The organism is Pseudomonas sp. NPDC085632 (assembly GCF_044541255.1).
Lineage (GTDB): Bacteria > Pseudomonadota > Gammaproteobacteria > Pseudomonadales > Pseudomonadaceae > Aquipseudomonas.
In genome coordinates this window covers 46542-63356 of record NZ_JBITSX010000036.1, presented here as the reverse complement: position 1 = coordinate 63356, position 16815 = coordinate 46542, and the positions used below count along the sequence as shown (strand labels likewise).

The 16815-nt window shown below is 59.0% G+C and carries 11 protein-coding genes; 4 read left to right on the top strand and 7 right to left on the bottom strand.

The genetic code is table 11. From position 1 onward, the window contains the following. The first annotated feature begins 11 nt into the window (after positions 1-11). On the top strand, positions 12-1052 hold the full coding sequence (locus ACIF4X_RS20655; protein ID WP_007917033.1) for an NADP(H)-dependent aldo-keto reductase: 1041 nt from the start codon (positions 12-14) through the stop codon (positions 1050-1052). 158 nt (positions 1053-1210) lie between these two features. On the opposite strand, the gene ACIF4X_RS20650 is transcribed toward ACIF4X_RS20655, so the two are convergent. Next, on the bottom strand, positions 1211-2347 hold the full coding sequence (locus tag ACIF4X_RS20650) for an acyl-CoA dehydrogenase family protein (RefSeq protein WP_397483525.1): 1137 nt from the start codon (positions 2345-2347) through the stop codon (positions 1211-1213). A gap of 250 nt (positions 2348-2597) precedes the next feature. On the opposite strand from ACIF4X_RS20650, the gene ACIF4X_RS20645 reads away from it, so the two are divergent. Continuing rightward, a complete protein-coding gene (locus ACIF4X_RS20645; protein WP_171057287.1) occupies positions 2598-3494 on the top strand; it encodes a GlxA family transcriptional regulator in 897 nt (298 codons plus the stop codon). A 193-nt stretch (positions 3495-3687) separates the two neighbouring features. Here ACIF4X_RS20645 and zapE read toward each other — a convergent pair whose 3' ends face one another. From zapE to ACIF4X_RS20630, 3 genes are all read right to left on the bottom strand, one after another. Beyond that, positions 3688-4782 (bottom strand): cell division protein ZapE, encoded by a 1095-nt coding sequence (gene zapE / locus ACIF4X_RS20640; protein WP_053123668.1) that lies wholly within the window; start codon positions 4780-4782, stop codon positions 3688-3690. A gap of 90 nt (positions 4783-4872) precedes the next feature. Next, positions 4873-6228, bottom strand: a complete 1356-nt coding sequence (locus ACIF4X_RS20635) for a tryptophan--tRNA ligase (protein ID WP_397483524.1) — start codon at positions 6226-6228, stop codon at positions 4873-4875. Positions 6229-6252: 24 nt separating this feature from the next. Beyond that, positions 6253-6882 carry an alpha/beta hydrolase gene (locus tag ACIF4X_RS20630; RefSeq protein WP_397483529.1) on the bottom strand — a complete coding sequence of 210 codons (630 nt, stop codon included), beginning with the start codon at positions 6880-6882 and terminating at the stop codon, positions 6253-6255. A 144-nt stretch (positions 6883-7026) separates the two neighbouring features. Between ACIF4X_RS20630 and ACIF4X_RS20625 the strand changes: the two genes are divergently transcribed. Next, positions 7027-7461 (top strand): YhcB family protein, encoded by a 435-nt coding sequence (locus tag ACIF4X_RS20625; RefSeq protein WP_007917055.1) that lies wholly within the window; start codon positions 7027-7029, stop codon positions 7459-7461. A gap of 163 nt (positions 7462-7624) precedes the next feature. On the opposite strand, the gene ACIF4X_RS20620 is transcribed toward ACIF4X_RS20625, so the two are convergent. Further along, a complete protein-coding gene (locus ACIF4X_RS20620) occupies positions 7625-8362 on the bottom strand; it encodes an OmpA family protein (protein ID WP_141127568.1) in 738 nt (245 codons plus the stop codon). 117 nt (positions 8363-8479) lie between these two features. Next, positions 8480-9124 carry an MBL fold metallo-hydrolase gene (locus tag ACIF4X_RS20615; protein WP_397483523.1) on the bottom strand — a complete coding sequence of 215 codons (645 nt, stop codon included), beginning with the start codon at positions 9122-9124 and terminating at the stop codon, positions 8480-8482. A gap of 201 nt (positions 9125-9325) precedes the next feature. Between ACIF4X_RS20615 and ACIF4X_RS20610 the strand changes: the two genes are divergently transcribed. Beyond that, positions 9326-13858: a M10 family metallopeptidase C-terminal domain-containing protein gene (locus tag ACIF4X_RS20610; protein ID WP_397483522.1), complete on the top strand. Its 4533-nt coding sequence runs from the start codon at positions 9326-9328 to the stop codon at positions 13856-13858. Between the two features lie 97 nt (positions 13859-13955). Here the strand turns inward: ACIF4X_RS20610 and ACIF4X_RS20605 are convergent, their stop codons facing one another. Then, positions 13956-16688 (bottom strand): LuxR C-terminal-related transcriptional regulator, encoded by a 2733-nt coding sequence (locus ACIF4X_RS20605; protein ID WP_397483521.1) that lies wholly within the window; start codon positions 16686-16688, stop codon positions 13956-13958. Between the last annotated feature and the right edge of the window lie 127 nt (positions 16689-16815).

Below are 16815 nucleotides of genomic sequence, written 5' to 3'. Positions count from 1 at the left end.
AGGAGAACCCGATGGACTATCGCCAGCTAGGCCGTACCGACCTGAACGTGAGTGCAATTTGCCTCGGCACCATGACCTGGGGCGAGCAAAACACTGAAGCTGAAGCCTTCGCGCAGATAGAAAGGGCCAAAGAGGCCGGGATCAATTTCATCGACACCGCCGAGATGTACCCGGTCCCGCCGAAAGCCGAAACCTACGCCACCACCGAGCGCTACATCGGCAATTACTTCAAAAGTCGCGGCGATCGCGCCGACTGGATCCTCGCCAGCAAAATCGCCGGCCCCGGCAACACCATCGACTACATCCGCGACAAAAACCTGCGCCACAACCGCCAGCACATTACCGCCGCGGTGGACGCCAGCCTCGAACGCCTGCAGACCGATTACATCGACCTGTATCAACTGCACTGGCCGGAGCGCAGCACCAACTTTTTCGGACAGTTGGGCTACAAACACAAGATCGAAGCCAACCTGACGCCGCTCGAAGACACCCTTGAAGCACTCGACGAACAAGTGAAGGCCGGCAAGATCCGCCACATCGGCCTGTCCAACGAAACGCCGTGGGGCACCATGCGTTTTCTCGCCCTGGCCGAAGCCCGTGGCTGGCCGCGTGCGGTGTCGATCCAGAACCCGTACAACCTGCTCAACCGCAGCTTTGAAGTCGGTCTGGCAGAAATCGCCATTCGCGAGCAATGCGGTCTGCTGGCCTATTCGCCGCTGGCGTTTGGTTTCCTTTCAGGTAAATACGAAGGTGGCGCCCGCCCGCCGAAAGGCCGTCTGAGCCTCTACAGCCGCTTTAGCCGCTATTTCAACGCTCAGTCGGAAGCAGCGTGCAGCCGTTATGTGGCGCTGGCCCGTGAACACGGTCTGGATCCTGCGCAGATGGCGCTGGCGTTCGTCACACAGCAACCGTTCGTCACCAGCAACATCATTGGCGCGACGACGCTTGAGCAACTGGACAGCAACATTGCCAGTTTCGATCTGAAACTGTCGGATGAGGTGCTGGCAGGGATCGAGGCGATTCACAAGGATCATCCGAACCCTGCGCCGTGATCGATAGATAAGCCGCCTTCGCGAGCAAGCTCGCTCCCACAGAGGACCACCGTACCTGTGGGAGCGAGCTTGCTCGCGAAGGGGCCGATCCGATCACCACCAAAACGGAACGCGGAGCGTCCCCGGCGGCATTCCCACGCAGAGCGTGGGAACGATCATCAAAGCGACCGCGCAATGATCTCCTTCATGATTTCATTGGTGCCGGCATAAATCCGCTGCACCCGCGCATCCGCCCACGCCCGGGCTACCGGGTATTCCCACATGAAACCGTAGCCGCCATGCAACTGCACACATTCGTCGAGCACCTTGCATTGCAGATCGGTGCCCCAGTATTTCGCCATCGCTGCCGTCGGCACATCCAGTTTGCCTTGCAGGTGCAGTTCCAGACATTTATCGACGAACACTCGACCGATCTGGATTTCAGTCGCCATCTCCGCCAGCTTGAAGCGCGTGTTCTGGAAGTCAGCAATCGCCTTGCCAAAGGCCTTGCGATCACGGGTGTAATCAAGCGTCCATTGCAACGCCGCTTCAGCTGAAGCCAGGCCACCGATCGCTACAGTCAGACGTTCCTGAGGCAATTCCTGCATGAGATAGGCGAAGCCTGCCCCGGCCTGCCCCAACAAGTTTTCCTTCGGCACACGCACGTCCTGGAAAAACAATTCCGAGGTGTCCTGAGCCTTCATGCCGACCTTCTCCAGGCGCTTGCCCTTGTCGAAGCCCGGCGTATTCGCTTCCACCAGAAACAGGCTGGTGCCCTTGGCGCCGGCCTTCGGATCGGTCTTCGCGACCACGATCACCAAGTCCGCCAGAAAGCCGTTGGTGATAAAGGTTTTCGAGCCGTTGATCACATATTCATCACCGTCCAGCACGGCCGTGGTCTTCACACCTTGCAGATCGGATCCCGCGCCCGGTTCGGTCATGGCAATGGCCGTGACCATCTCGCCCGAAACCAGTTTCGGCAGGTATTTGTGCTTCAGTGCTTCACTGCCGTAATGCAGGATGTACGGCGCGACAATGTCCGAATGCAGCGAGAAACCGATCCCGGTCAGACCAAGCCGGCCGACCTCCTCGATCACCACTGCGCTGTACAAAAAGTCCGCCCCCAACCCACCGTACTCTTCAGGGAGGTGCGAGCAAAGCATCCCCGCCTCCCCGGCCTTGTTCCACAGTTTGCGGTCGATGTGGCCTTGTTTCTCCCATTGCGCATGAAACGGCACGGCCTCTTTTTCGAGGAAGGTGCGGACGCTGTCGCGAAACAATTCGTGCTCGGAGCTGAACAAGGTTCTGGGGATCATGCGGCACCTTTCTTTGTTGTTGGAGGGAGAGGACCTTCAGAGACTAAGCCTCCCCTCTGACACAGGACACTGGACACATCCGACAAAAAATAAGACGATCCAGCCGTCTGGTGACCACTTTCCCTTATAAAAACAAAACAAAAGTTGAATTATGTCCAAGCAAGTCTCCACGCCCTTGCGGCGCGTCAGCATCCTGGCAATCGACCGGGTTTTCGCCTCCACTCTCATGCAAGCCAAGGATTTCTTCCATCTGGCCAGCCTGCGTTATGGCAAACAACTGGGCCACGGCCTGACACCGGCGTTTGAAACACGCCTGGTCAGCCCCGACGGCAAACCGGTGAACAGCTTCAGTGACGTGGTAATGCCGGTCGATGGTGGCCTGGAAAACGCCGATGTCATTATCCTCCCGGCGTTCTGGGACGATTTCGATACGCTGTGCAGCCGTTATCCACAAGTCTTGCCGTGGCTGCGCGAACAACATTCGCGCGGGGCCGTATTGTGCGGCGAAGCCACCGGGGTGTTCTGGCTGGCCGAGGCTGGCCTGCTCAACGGCAAGGAAGCGACCACCTATTGGCGCTTCTTCAATGCCTTCGCCGAGCGATTTCCCAAGGTCTATCTCAATCAGGACAAGCATCTGACCGATGCCGACAACTTGTATTGCGCCGGCGGCACCACGTCAGCCTGCGACCTCTACATCTACTTGATCGAACGCTTCTGCGGGGCCAACGTCGCACAAGCCGTGGCCCGCGACATTCTCTATGAAGTACAGCGCAGCTATGCGCCGGGACGCATCGGTTTCGGTGGGCAGAAACTGCACCAGGACGTGATCATCCTGCAGATCCAGCACTGGCTCGAAGAGCATTTCGCCGACAAGTTCCGTTTCGAAGACGTCGCCCGCGAGCATGGCATGAGCATTCGCAATTTCATGCGGCGATTCCAGACCGCCACCGGTGACAAACCGTTGCATTACCTGCAACGGCTGCGTATTGAGACGGCGAAAGGCTTGCTGTCCGGCAGCCGCAAGAGCATCAAGACCATCAGTTATGAGGTCGGTTACGACGACGCGAGTTTCTTTGCGCGGCTGTTCCGCCAGCACACCGAGCTGTCACCGAACCAGTATCGGCAGCAGTTCCAGCAGGCTGCGTAGCTTTCTGTCCACACACAAACCCTGTGGGAGCTGGCTTGCCAGCGATGGCGTCGTGTCAGGTGATACTTATTTCTCTGACGAACCGCTATCGCTGGCAAGCCAGCTCCCACAGGGATCTCAATGCGTTCGAGGTTTTCTCCGGCGCATAAAAAAGGGCCTGCAATTGCAGGCCCTTTCTTTGCCGAAAATCCGCTTAAGGCTTGTGCGCCCGTGACAGGAATTCGTGCGACTGCATTTCCAGCAGTCGGCTCAGCGTGCGCTGGAATTCAAAATTCAAGCGGCCGCCGGTGTACAGATCCTTCAGCTCGACTTCAGCCGAAATGATCAGCTTGACGTTACGGTCGTAGAACTCGTCGACCATGTTGATGAAACGACGGGCGATGTCGTCGGTGGTGACGCTCATCTGCTCGACACCGCTAAGCAACACGGCGTGGAAGATCTTGCCCAGCTCGATGTAGTCGTTCTGGCTACGGGGACCGTCGCACAGTTCGCGGAAGTCAAACCACGCCACATCATCACAAGTGCGCAGGGCACGGATCTCGCGGTTCTCGATCATCAGCACATCGTTTTCGACCGCAGCAGTGCATTCCGGTGTCAGCGCACGGAAGCTTTTGCGCAGGCTTTCGTGGGACGCTTCGTCGAGCGGGAAGTGGAACAGCTCCGCTTGTTCGAGATGACGCAGACGGTAGTCGACGCCGCTGTCGACGTTGACGATCTCGGTGTTCTGCTTGATCAGCGCAATCGCCGGCAGGAAGCGCGCCCGTTGCAGACCGTCCTTGTACAGACCGTCCGGCACGATGTTCGAGGTCGCGACCAGGGTCACGCCGTTCTTGAACAGCTCTTCCATCAACGTGCCGAGGATCATCGCGTCGGTGATGTCGGAGACGAAGAATTCATCGAAGCAGATCACCCGCGACTCATCGGAGAAGCGCTTGGCGATGATGGTCAGCGGGTTTTTCTCGCCGCCGAGGGTTTTCATCTCTTCGTGTACACGCTTCATGAAGCGGTGGAAGTGGGTGCGGGTCTTTTCCTTGAACGGCAGCGCTTCGAAGAAGGTGTCGACCAGGTAAGTTTTGCCGCGACCTACGCCGCCCCAGAAATACAGGCCCTTGACCGGCGTCTGATCTTTTTTGCCGAACAGCTTGCTCAGCAGACCCGGCTTGTTTTGATCGGCGGCGATCAGATCGTCGTACAGGCGCTGCAAATGACGCACAGCAGTCTCCTGCGCGGCGTCATGGAAGAAGTCCGGGCGTTTCAGATCAGCTTGGTATCGTTCTAGGGGCGTCATAATTCGTTAGCAAGGCAACAAAAACGGGCCGTCACTGTAGCGACGGCCCGTGGGAATGGCAATCGGCCCTTGGTCGGACCGTGCCGCCGATTAGTCCTGGACCGGGGTCAGTGCGACGCGCAGAGCCTCGATGGCGGCGTCCCGCGCAGCAGTGTCAGCGAATGCCGGGCTGTCGCCAACGCACTCGCCCTCCAGCCAGACGCTGAAGCTCAGGTCTTCGCTGCGCACGTCCAGCGGCTGGCCGGATTGCAGCTGCTTGGTCACCTGGCCTGCGGTTTTGCCGTCGGCAAAGTTGCGCGACAACAGCAGTTGCTCGCCATCGGCTGCCAGCAGACGGAAACGGAAGCTACCGTCGTCCTCACGGAAGCTGACGAAACGCGCGGCTTTCGCGGCTTTCTTTTTGGTCGTCGCAGCAACCTTAACCTGATTGACGAAGGAGCGCAGGCCGACGGCTTCGCGCAGTTCGTTGAGGAACGGCGTTGCCACGGCACGGGCCTTTTTCGCACCGATCTGCAGGATGTCTTCCAGATCCGCCGGACGCTCGATCAACTGGTGATACTTGTCGCGCGCTTCCCCGAGATCGTTATCGAGCAACTGGAACAGACGATTCTTCGCCTCGCCCCAACCCAGACCACCGAGCAGTTCGCTGCGGAACTCGTCAGCCTGCGCCGGCGTGGCGAAGGCCTGGAACAGGGTGAACAGGTGCGAGTTGTCCGGATCCTTGGCCTCGCCTGGCGCTTTGGAGTCGGTGACGATCCGCGAGATCGCGTCCTTCATTTCCTTGGCGCTGGAGAACAACGGAATAGTGTTGTCGTAGCTCTTCGACATCTTGCGACCGTCGAGGCCCGGCAACGTCGCCACGCTTTCTTCGATCAGCGCTTCGGGCATGGTGAAGAATTCTTTGCCCTGACCGAACAAGTGGTTGAAGCGCTGGCCGATGTCGCGGGCCATTTCCACGTGCTGGATCTGGTCGCGACCGACCGGGACCTTGTGCGCGTTGAACATCAGGATGTCCGCCGCCATCAATACCGGGTAGCTGTAGAGGCCCATGGTGATGCCAGCGTCCGGGTCTTCACCGGTCTCGACGTTCTTGTCCACCGAGGCCTTGTAGGCGTGCGCACGGTTGAGCAGGCCCTTGGCGGCAACGCAGGTCAGCAGCCAGGTCAGCTCAGGGATTTCCGGGATGTCGGACTGGCGGTAGAAGGTCACGCGGTCGATATCGAGGCCGCCGGCCAGCCAGGTTGCGGCGATTTCCAGACGCGAGCGCTGGATGCGCAGCGGGTCATCGCATTTGATCAGGGCGTGGTAGTCGGCCAGGAAGTAGAACGAATCGGCATTGCTGTCGCGGCTGGCGAGGATCGCCGGGCGGATGGCGCCGGCGTAGTTGCCCAGGTGCGGCGTGCCGGTGGTGGTGATGCCGGTGAGGATACGGGTACGGTTCGTCATGGGTAATCGCTTGTCAGACTGCAATCAATTCGAGAGACGCGGCAGGATCAGATCCTTGAGATCGGTCAGCTTGCCATGAAAAAAGTGTCCGCATTCTGCCACTTTCAGCAGCTCATGGGGGTGCTGGAGTTGCTCGGACCATTCGTAAACCAGCTGCGGATCGATGACTTCGTCGGTTTCCGGCTGGATCACGGTGAGTTCGCCATGTTGTGGCAGTTGGTCCTCTTCGCCCAGACGCATCACCGCCGGGGCAACCATGAACAGGTGCTTGAGCTGCACGCCTTGGGCTTCGAGACGACCGCCGAGACTTGCTGCAACAAATCCACCGAAGGAGAAACCGAACAGGGTCAACGGCAGATCCGGGTGTTTTTCCCGCAGCCATGCGGCGGCAGCCTGGGCATCGTCGACTTCACCGGTACCCATGTCGTGCGAACCTTCGCTGGCGCCGACGCCGCGATAATTGAAGCGCAAGGTGATCAGACCTGCATCGCGCGCGGTGCGCTGCAGGGTCGAGACGACCTTGTTGAGCATGGTGCCGCCCTGCACCGGGTTCGGATGGCAGATCAGCGCGATGCCGATTGGCTGCTCGTTATCCAGGTACAGAGACTCAAGTTGACCCACCGGGCCGTCAATCACTACAGGGGTTTCACGCATCAGCAAGGAAGGAACTCCGTGACCTCGAATCGGGTCGACTCGTCTAGCAAATTGTCTGTGCCAATCTATTGCGAGTGAATCGCGGTATACAGCGCAGGTTCGAGCCGTTAACGTAAAGCAAAGCCGTTTATAGAGGAAGGACTCGTGGAACACTCGCTCTTAGTTTGGTTGTTACCGACTCTTGCCCTGGTTGTGGGTGTCGCCATTGGATTCCTGATCGCGCGCGTTGCGCCGAACGCCGCGCCGAGCCGTACGCAGCGTCAACTGGATGATATCCAGGAGCGTTTCGACAGTTATCAAAACGAGGTGGTCACCCACTTCAACAGCACCGCGATGCTGGTCAAGAAACTGACCCAGAGCTATCAGGAAGTGCAGGATCATCTCGCCGAGGGCGCCAATCGTCTGGCCCTGGACGAGCAGACCCGCCAGCGCCTGATAGCCGCCCTGCACGCTGACGCGGCAGTCGCGCCACGTGAACGCCTGACGCCACCGCGCGATCAGGAACCACCACGCGACTACGCACCGAAGACCCCGAACTCGCCGGGCATGCTCGATGAGCACTATGGTTTGAAGAAGTAATCAGCCTTCGCTGCAAAAAAAAGCCCCCGGACAGTGATGTGTCCGGGGGCTTTTTTGTGCCCGATAGTTTTGTGGTGCCGATTTGCTCGCGATGAGGCCATAACCGACCACACAAAAAAATGCCCGATCACAGGACCGGGCATTTCTTCATTCAGGCATTCAGTTACGGATACTGCTGAACCGTACCCGGCTGCTGTTGCTGCTGACCACCATACTGCTGGCCCGGAATCGCCTTCAGGTTGACCTCGACCCGGCGGTTCTGCGCCCGGCCATTGACGTCACCGTTGCTGGCAATCGGGTTATCCGGACCGGCGCCACGGGCCGACAGGTTGGCACCGCTGACACCTTGCGAGGTCAGGTAGGTCGCCACGCTCTGCGCACGACGCTGGGACAGGTCCATGTTGTGCTGGCGGCTGCCGGTGCTGTCGGTGTAGCCGACGATTTCGATCTGGTTCTGGCTGAACTCTTTCAACGAACCCGCGAGATTATTCAGCGGTTGGTAGAAGCTGGAGGCGATGTTCGCCGAATCAGTGGCGAACGTGATATTGCCCGGCATGATCAACTTGATCTGATCACCCTGACGCTGCACCTCAACGCCAGTATTGGCCATACTCGCGCGCAGCTTGGCTTCCTGCTTGTCGGCGTAGTAGCCGTAACCGGCAGCGGAGGCACCGACCACTGCTGCACCGATCAAGGCACCTTTGCCGCGGTTGTTGTGGTCGATGGCGGCACCGGCGAGCGCACCGGCCAGAGCACCGAGGCCACCATACTTGGCGGTTTTGCTCATGCCTTGCGAGCCACCGTCAGCCTGCCCCTGATTGTCGTACGGGTTAGGCGAGGCACAGCCGGACAGCAAGGCCACGGCAGTAGCGACAATAATCAAACGACGCTTGGTGAACATGGAGAGCTCCTGGTTTTTGCATTCTGTGGTGCAACGGCCCACTTGGCTAATAGACCTGCGCGGGCGTTTGATCATGACAATGCACAAAAATTCCGCCGGACACTCGTGACAAAATATTTAGGCCCTGACGAACGGGTTTTCGCGCATTTCATCACCCATACGCGTATCCGGGCCATGACCGGTAACCACGGTCGCATCCTCGTCCAGCGTATATAGCCGCTGCTTGATCGAACGCACGATGGTCGCCTGATCGCCGCCCCACAAATCCGTGCGCCCTACGCCGCGACGAAACAACGTGTCGCCAGCAATCAACAGCTTAGCCTCGGAAAACCAAAAGCTCATGGAACCGGGTGTATGCCCCGGCGTGTGCAGAGCGACGCCGCAGCCGCAGGCGAGTTCCTCATCGTCGCTCAGCCAGCGATCCGGTGGCGGTACTGGTGTATACGGCACGCCGAACATCTGACATTGCATTTCGAGGTTGTCCCAGAGGAATTGATCTTCCTTGTGCAGATGCAGGGTTGCCCCGGTTTTTTCTTTCATCTGCCCGGAGGCGAGAAAGTGATCGAGATGCGCGTGGGTGTGAATGATGCTGACGACTTTCAGGCCATGCGCATCGAGACGCGCCATGATCAGGTCGGGGTTGCCGCCCGGGTCGACGACGATGGCTTTCCTGGTAACGGGATCGCCGATGATCGTGCAATTGCACTGAAGGGGACCGACGGGGAAGGTTTCGCGAATCAGCGCGGGAGTGGCAACAGACATAAACATCCTCGACAGACGGTAATTAGCGTTTGCTCAGGATTCTACTGCAAGGGCCGATAAAGAACGCCAGGCCAGATATTTGGCGCCATTAATCAGCAAATACTGGCTTAATGATATCAAGCGCACAAATTCTGGTGCAAAATTGCATTTTTTGTAGCGGTCGCATTCAGGAAGGGCCGCATAGTACTCAGGAAATTCCGCATGCCAACGCCCAAGACTTACTCCTTCGCCTTCCCTGCCTCATTGACTGGCAACGCTATCGTCGACAGCCTTATTTCCGGAAAATTCTGGCTGGGATCCGGCTGGAGTCCATCCGGGGCGACTAATTTGAGCTACAGCTTCATGGCGCCGGTAACTTCTTACTTCGTCACCGACTACAGCCCAAAAAATGAATACAACGCTCTGTATGAGCTGACGACGGCACAGAAAACCGCAATAACCGGTGCTTTGGGCACCTGGAGCGCGGTTGCCAACCTCAATTTCACGTTGACCAGCGACACCCTGACCAACGTTGGCGACCTGCGCTTTGGCGGCTATCGGTTGATGGATGACAAGACGGCGGCCTGGGCTTACTTTCCTGAGAACCTGCCTGCTGGTGGCGATGTCTGGGTCGGCGAGGCAACCGATGACCCGAATCCCGTCAAAGGCAGTTACGACTTCATGACGTTCGTGCATGAAATCGGTCACGCGCTGGGCCTCAAGCATCCGTTCGACACCAGTGCTACCAACAAGACTCTGCTAGACCCTTCGCTCGACGATGTGCACTTCACAGTGATGAGTTACAACAGTAACTATTCCTATCAACCGACCACACCGATGGTTCTGGACATCTTGGCGATCCAGAGTCTGTACGGCGCCAATATGGCGTGGCAGACCGGTGACAACGTCTACAAATGGGCGGCGAACCAGACGATTTTCGAAACCATCTGGGATGCCGGAGGCAACGACACGATCGATGGCAGCAATCAGCTTGCACCCGTCAGCATTAACTTGAACGAAGGCGCCTACAGCCAGATCGGACAAGCGTTCGTCGATTACAACACTCAGAAGGCGATCAATGACGGCCTGGCGATTGCCTATGGTGCGAAGATCGAGAATGCGGTCGGCTCTGTTTTCGATGACATCCTGACCGGTAACGCACTGAACAACGTGCTTAATGGCAGCCTCGGCGCTGACACCATGATCGGCGGCGACGGCATCGACACCTACTACGTCGACAACATCGGCGATATCGTCATCGAAACCGATACGTCGCTGACCGCAATCGACCAGGTGTACTCCTCCATCGACTACACCCTCGGGGCCAACGTCGAGCAACTGATCCTGATCGGCAACGCCATCAACGGCACCGGTAACTGGACCAACAACACCCTCATCGGCAACGCCAGCGATAACGTGCTGGACGGCCTCATGGGTGGCGACACCATGATTGGCGGTCTGGGCAACGACACCTACATCGTTGACAACGTCTACGACAACACGATTGAAACCAGCACTCTGGCGGGCGAAATCGACACCGTACGCGCCTCCATCGACTGGACCCTGGGCGCCAACCTGGAAAACCTCATACTGACCGGCAATGCCAACCTCAACGGCACGGGCAACTCGGTGAACAACGGCATCATCGGCAATGATGGCGATAACGTCCTTGACGGTGGCGTGGGTGCCGACGTGCTGGTCGGCGGTCTGGGCAACGACACCTACATCGTCGACAACGTCTCCGACATCGTAAGGGAAAACAGCACCCTGATCAGTGAGATCGATACCGTACGCTCTTCGGTGGACTGGACCCTGGGTGCCAATCTGGAAAACCTGGTGCTGACCGGCTCGGCCAACAATGGCAACGGCAACGCACTGAACAACACGCTGACCGGTAACGCACTGAACAACGTGCTCAACGGCGGCCTCGGCGCTGACACGATGATCGGCGGCGACGGCGTCGACACCTACTACGTCGACAACATCGGCGATGTCGTCATCGAAACCGATACTTCGCTGACCGCAATCGACCAGGTGTACTCCTCCATCGACTACACCCTCGGGGCCAACGTCGAGCAACTGATCCTGATCGGCAACGCCATCAACGGCACCGGTAACTGGACCAACAACACCCTCATAGGTAACGCCAGCGATAACGTGCTGGACGGCCGCATGGGTGGCGACACCATGATTGGCGGTCTGGGCAACGACACCTACATCGTCGACAACGTCTACGACAGCACGATTGAAACCAGCACTCTGATCAATGAAATCGATACCGTGCGCTCTTCGGTCAACTGGACCCTGGGCGCCAATCTGGAAAACCTCGTACTCACCGGCAATGCCAACCTCAACGGCACGGGCAACTCGGCGAACAACGACATCGCAGGCAACGATGGCGATAACGTCCTCGACGGTGGCGCGGGTGCCGACGTGCTGGTCGGCGGTCTGGGCAACGACACCTACATCGTCGACAACGTCTCCGACAGCGTGAGGGAAAACAGCACCCTGATCAACGAAATCGACACCGTGCGCTCTTCGGTGGACTGGACCCTGGGCGCCAACCTGGAAAACCTCGTACTCACCGGCACCGCCATCAACGGTAACGGCAACGAACTGAACAACACGCTGACCGGTAACGCACTGAACAACGTGCTCAACGGCGGCCTTGGCGCTGACACCATGATCGGCGGCGACGGCGTCGACACCTACTACGTCGACAACATCGGCGATGTCGTCATCGAAACCGATACTTCGCTGACCGCAATCGATCAGGTGTACTCCTCCATCGACTACACCTTGGGGGCCAACGTCGAGCAACTGATCCTGATCGGCAACGCCATCAACGGCACCGGCAACTGGACCAACAACACCCTCATCGGTAACGCCAGCGATAACGTGCTGGACGGCCGCATGGGTGGCGACACCATGATTGGCGGTCTGGGCAACGACACCTACATCGTCGACAACGTCTACGACAGCACGATTGAAACCAGCACTCTGGTCAATGAAATCGATACCGTGCGCTCTTCGGTCAACTGGACCCTGGGTGCCAATCTGGAAAACCTGGTGCTGACCGGCTCGGCCATCAATGGCAACGGCAATGCACTGAACAACACGCTGACCGGTAACGCACTGAACAACGTGCTCAACGGCGGCCTCGGCGCTGACACCATGATCGGTGGCGACGGCATTGACACCTACTACGTCGACAACATCGGCGATGTCGTCATCGAAACCGATACTTCGCTGACCGCAATCGATCAGGTGTACTCCTCCATCGACTACACCTTGGGGGCCAACGTCGAGCAACTGATCCTGATCGGCAACGCCATCAACGGCACCGGCAACTGGACCAACAACACCCTCATAGGTAACGCCAGCGATAACGTGCTGGACGGCCGCATGGGTGGCGACACCATGATTGGCGGTCTGGGCAACGACACCTACATCGTCGACAACGTCTACGACAGCACGATTGAAACCAGCACTCTGGCGGGCGAAATCGACACTGTTCGCGCCTCCATCGACTGGACCCTGGGCGCCAACCTGGAAAACCTCATACTGACCGGCAATGCCAACCTCAACGGCACGGGCAACTCGGTGAACAACGGCATCATCGGCAATGATGGCGATAACGTCCTTGACGGTGGCGTGGGTGCCGACGTGCTGGTCGGCGGTCTGGGCAACGACACCTACATCGTCGACAACGTCTCCGACATCGTAAGGGAAAACAGCACCCTGATCAGTGAGATCGATACCGTACGCTCTTCCGTCAACTGGACCCTGGGGGCCAATCTGGAAAACCTGGTGCTGACCGGCTCGGCCATCAATGGCAACGGCAACGCACTGAACAACACGCTGACCGGTAACGCACTCAACAACGTGCTCAACGGCGGCCTCGGCGCTGACACCATGATCGGTGGCGACGGCATCGACACCTACTACGTCGACAACATCGGCGATGTCGTCATCGAAACCGATACTTCGCTGACCGCAATCGACCAGGTGTACTCCTCCATCGACTACACCCTCGGGGCCAACGTCGAGCAACTGATCCTGATCGGCAACGCCATCAACGGCACCGGTAACTGGACCAACAACACCCTCATCGGTAACGCCAGCGATAACGTGCTGGACGGCCGCATGGGTGGCGACACCATGATTGGCGGTCTGGGCAACGACACCTACATCGTCGACAACGTCTACGACAGCACGATTGAAACCAGCACTCTGACGGGCGAAATCGACACCGTACGCGCCTCCATCGACTGGACCCTGGGCGACAACCTGGAAAACCTCGTACTCACCGGCAGCACCAACCTCAATGGCTCGGGTAACGCATTGAACAACAGCCTGACCGGCAACGACGGTAACAACTTGCTGAATGCCGGCGCGGGCAATGACCTTCTGATCGGCGGACTCGGGACAGATTCGCTGACCGGTGGCATTGGTGCGGACGTGTTCATGTTCAACGCCTGGAACGAGAGCGGCCTTGGCAGCCTGCGCGATGTCATCACTGACTTTAGCAGTGCCCAAGGTGACAAGATCGATCTGACCCACTTCGATGCCAACCTGCTGACCGCGGGCTTCAATGGTTTTTCCTTCATTGGCGCCAACGACTTCACCGGCGCAGGCCAATTGCGCTTCGTCGACCAAGTGTTGTCGGGTAACGTCAGCGGCAACGTCGGTGCGGATTTTGAAATCCAGCTGGTCGGTGTCAACAACTTCAACGCAACTGATCTGGTGGCGTGATCTTCGTCGCGCTTGTACCGCCCGGTCTGTAGAAGAGACCGCAGCCACAAAAAACGCCCCGACTGGTTCGGGGCGTTTTTATTGACTGGTACAGCGGCTAATCAAGAACACCTAGCTCCTTGGCCCGCGCGACCGCCTGAGTTCGACGCTCCACCCCCAACTTGCTGTTGATATGGCTGGCATGAGTTTTCACCGTATGAAGCGAGATGAACAGTTGCTCGCTGATCTGCTGGTTCGAACAGCCTTGAGCGATCAGGCGTAGCACGGCAAGCTCCCTGCTGCTGAGCTGTTCGGCAGCACCAGATTCGACGACCGGACGTCCTGCCGCAGGCGGAAAATGCTCCAGCAATTGCTGTCCTGATAATGTCGGTGACATCTGCAACTGCCCGCGCAACCAGTCCGTGTGCCCCTTCACCAAGCCATCGAACGGTTGCAGCACGCCCCCCGCTGCAGCTTCCAGCGCCTGATTCAATGCTTTGCGGGCTTCAGTCTCTCGCCCCCCCACCAACAGCAACGCCACTTTTTGCGTCAACGCCATCACACTGAGCAACTGCCGCCCGGTTTGCTGACCGTTTTCATGCAATACATTCAGCCGCCCTTCGGCGAGCATCGGTTGCCCTTGAATCATGTCGAGCAACGCCTGTTGCAGTTCGACATGCAAAGGCAGCTGCGGATGAAACTCCGGCGGCGCGGCAGCGCGCTCGCCCGTGTAAGTCTGGCCAAGCCGCGCCAGCCACGCCTCGGCCAGATCGGTGCGCCCCTGCGCAAGCCACAGTTCACATTTGACCAGCGTGATCATCGCCAGATAGTAGATCGGCGGCACGTCCCAGATGTGCATCAGGCGTTCGGCTTCGGCGAGCTCGGCAAAGGCCTTGGCGAAATCGCCGCTGCTGCCGTCCAGACGGGCGATGACGCAGTGGCCGATCAACACGCTGATATCGCGACAGGCGCGTGCTTCGCCGATGCCGGCCAACAAGCGCACACGTGCGGCCTGAGGTTGCAAGCGCATCGCCAACAGAAAACCCTCGTACAGGGTCAGCCGCGCACGCACCGCATACAAACGTTGTGGCGACAGGCCACGCAACCGCTCCAGCCCCTGATGGACTTCATCGAGCGCCCGCAGAATTTCACCGCGAGCCTGCAACACCCGCGCACGATCATAGTGCGCCAACGCTTCGAACAACGGGTTGCCAACGCGCTGCGCCAACTCCAGCGACTCTCGGTTAAGGCCGCGGGCGCGCCACAGATCGCCGTCGGCAATGGCCAGGTTGGACAGGGTCGACAGACACATCAGCCGCTGGCCGTAACGCTTGGCCGGCAGACTTTCCAGCGCCTCGGTGCAATAGCGCAACGTCAGCTCGCGATGGCCGCGCCCCCGGGCAATGATTCCGCTCAGCGCCAGCCATTGCGCGAGCATCGACTTTTGCGCGGTAGCGGAAGGCGCCGGCAGAAAGCGGCTCAGGTGGCTGGACAACTCCTCGGCGGCATCCAGCTGACAGGCCAGCCCCAGCGCCCAGCTGTACAACACGATCAAGCGTGGCGTGCTGATCAACAGGCTGTCGGGCAAGTCCATCTTCCAGCGCAGCAGCATGCCGACGTTTTGCTCGGCCAGCAGTTGCTCCTCAGAGAGGTTCTGCACCAGGTTTGCGGCGACATCCAGGTGACCGGCGCGCAACGCCTGTTCAACCGCTTCATCCAGCAGCCCCTGTGCGTTGAACCAGCGACAGGCACGCAGATGCAGCGTTGCAGTCGGCACCATCGCCTGAGCAATCGGCCGGCTGCGCAATAGATCAGAGAATAAATGGTGATAACGATACCAGTGCCCGTGCTCGTCGAGCGGCACCAGAAAGACCTGATGCGCCAACAGGAAACGCAGAATTTCGGCGCTGTCATGAGCTTCACGCACGGCATCGCACAGCTCGCTGCAAAAGCGTTCCTGCGGGGCGGTTTCGTAGAGGAAGGCTTGCACTTCGGCTGGCAAGCAATCGATGACCTCTTCCAGCAGATAGTCGCGGATCAGCCCTTCCCCGCCATTCAGCGCTTGCGGCAATGCCGCATCGCTGCCCGCCTCGGACACCGCCAGCAGCCAGAAACGCAAACCGGCGACCCAGCCTTCGCTGCGCTGAATCAGGTTTTCCAGCGCTTCGCCGCGCAGGGAGCTGCTGTGGCGATCGAGCAAGGTCAGGGCTTCGTCGTGGGTCAGGCGCAGATCCTGCTCATGCAACTCCAGCAACTGCCGCGACAGACGCAAGCGGGCCAGATGCCAGTCCGGACGCTGGCGACTGGTGACCATCACCAATAAGCCGTCAGGCAGATGATTGAGGAAAAACTGCAGGCAACGGTCAAGCACCGGGCCTTGCGCGAGATGGTAATCGTCGAGTACCAGCAGCAACGGCGCAGCCGGATCGAGGTGCAGCGCCAGCTCATCAAGCAAGCCGTCGAGCCACTCCTCGAAGGCAAACGGCTGATGGCGTTGGCGCATTTTCAGCAGGCCGAGTGCGCGACTGCCCAGTTGCGGAAAGTAGTCCTGCAAGCCTTCAAGCAAACGTTCGAGAAACCGCCCCGGGTCGCTGTCACGAGGACTCAGGCCGAGCCAGAGGCTTTGCCAGTGCGCCGGCAGACTCTGACAGAACTCCACCGCCAGCGAGCTCTTGCCGAACCCGGCGGGGGCGCTGACCAGCAACAGCCGCCCACCGAGCCCGGCCTGCAGGCGCTCGCAAAGGCGTGGTCGCAAGACGTAGCCGTCGGGCAACGGCGGGCGAAAAAAACGCCCGTCCAGTGCCGCGACGGCAACGCTTGCGGGACCCGGAAGTGGGGACAGATCAGTCATGGCCGGCTCTTGTTCGAATTGCTGTTGGCGGCGTTGCAGATGTCCGCAGACTAGCCTTAAACGAACCGGTTATGAAGGTTGCTGCTACAAATGGCTACAAAAAGGCTACATCCACCTGTGAACCCTA

What these genes read in the sequence shown, in the direction of transcription:
- ACIF4X_RS20620 (WP_141127568.1), bottom strand. Translation starts at nt 8,362, where the DNA reads ATGTTCACCAAGCGTCGTTTGATTATTGTCGCTACTGCCGTGGCCTTG.
- ACIF4X_RS20610 (WP_397483522.1), top strand. Translation starts at nt 9,326, where the DNA reads ATGCCAACGCCCAAGACTTACTCCTTCGCCTTCCCTGCCTCATTGACT.
- ACIF4X_RS20605 (WP_397483521.1), bottom strand. Translation starts at nt 16,688, where the DNA reads ATGACTGATCTGTCCCCACTTCCGGGTCCCGCAAGCGTTGCCGTCGCG.
- ACIF4X_RS20650 (WP_397483525.1), bottom strand. Translation starts at nt 2,347, where the DNA reads ATGATCCCCAGAACCTTGTTCAGCTCCGAGCACGAATTGTTTCGCGAC.
- ACIF4X_RS20655 (WP_007917033.1), top strand. Translation starts at nt 12, where the DNA reads ATGGACTATCGCCAGCTAGGCCGTACCGACCTGAACGTGAGTGCAATT.
- zapE (WP_053123668.1), bottom strand. Translation starts at nt 4,782, where the DNA reads ATGACGCCCCTAGAACGATACCAAGCTGATCTGAAACGCCCGGACTTC.
- ACIF4X_RS20615 (WP_397483523.1), bottom strand. Translation starts at nt 9,124, where the DNA reads ATGTCTGTTGCCACTCCCGCGCTGATTCGCGAAACCTTCCCCGTCGGT.
- ACIF4X_RS20630 (WP_397483529.1), bottom strand. Translation starts at nt 6,882, where the DNA reads ATGCGTGAAACCCCTGTAGTGATTGACGGCCCGGTGGGTCAACTTGAG.
- ACIF4X_RS20635 (WP_397483524.1), bottom strand. Translation starts at nt 6,228, where the DNA reads ATGACGAACCGTACCCGTATCCTCACCGGCATCACCACCACCGGCACG.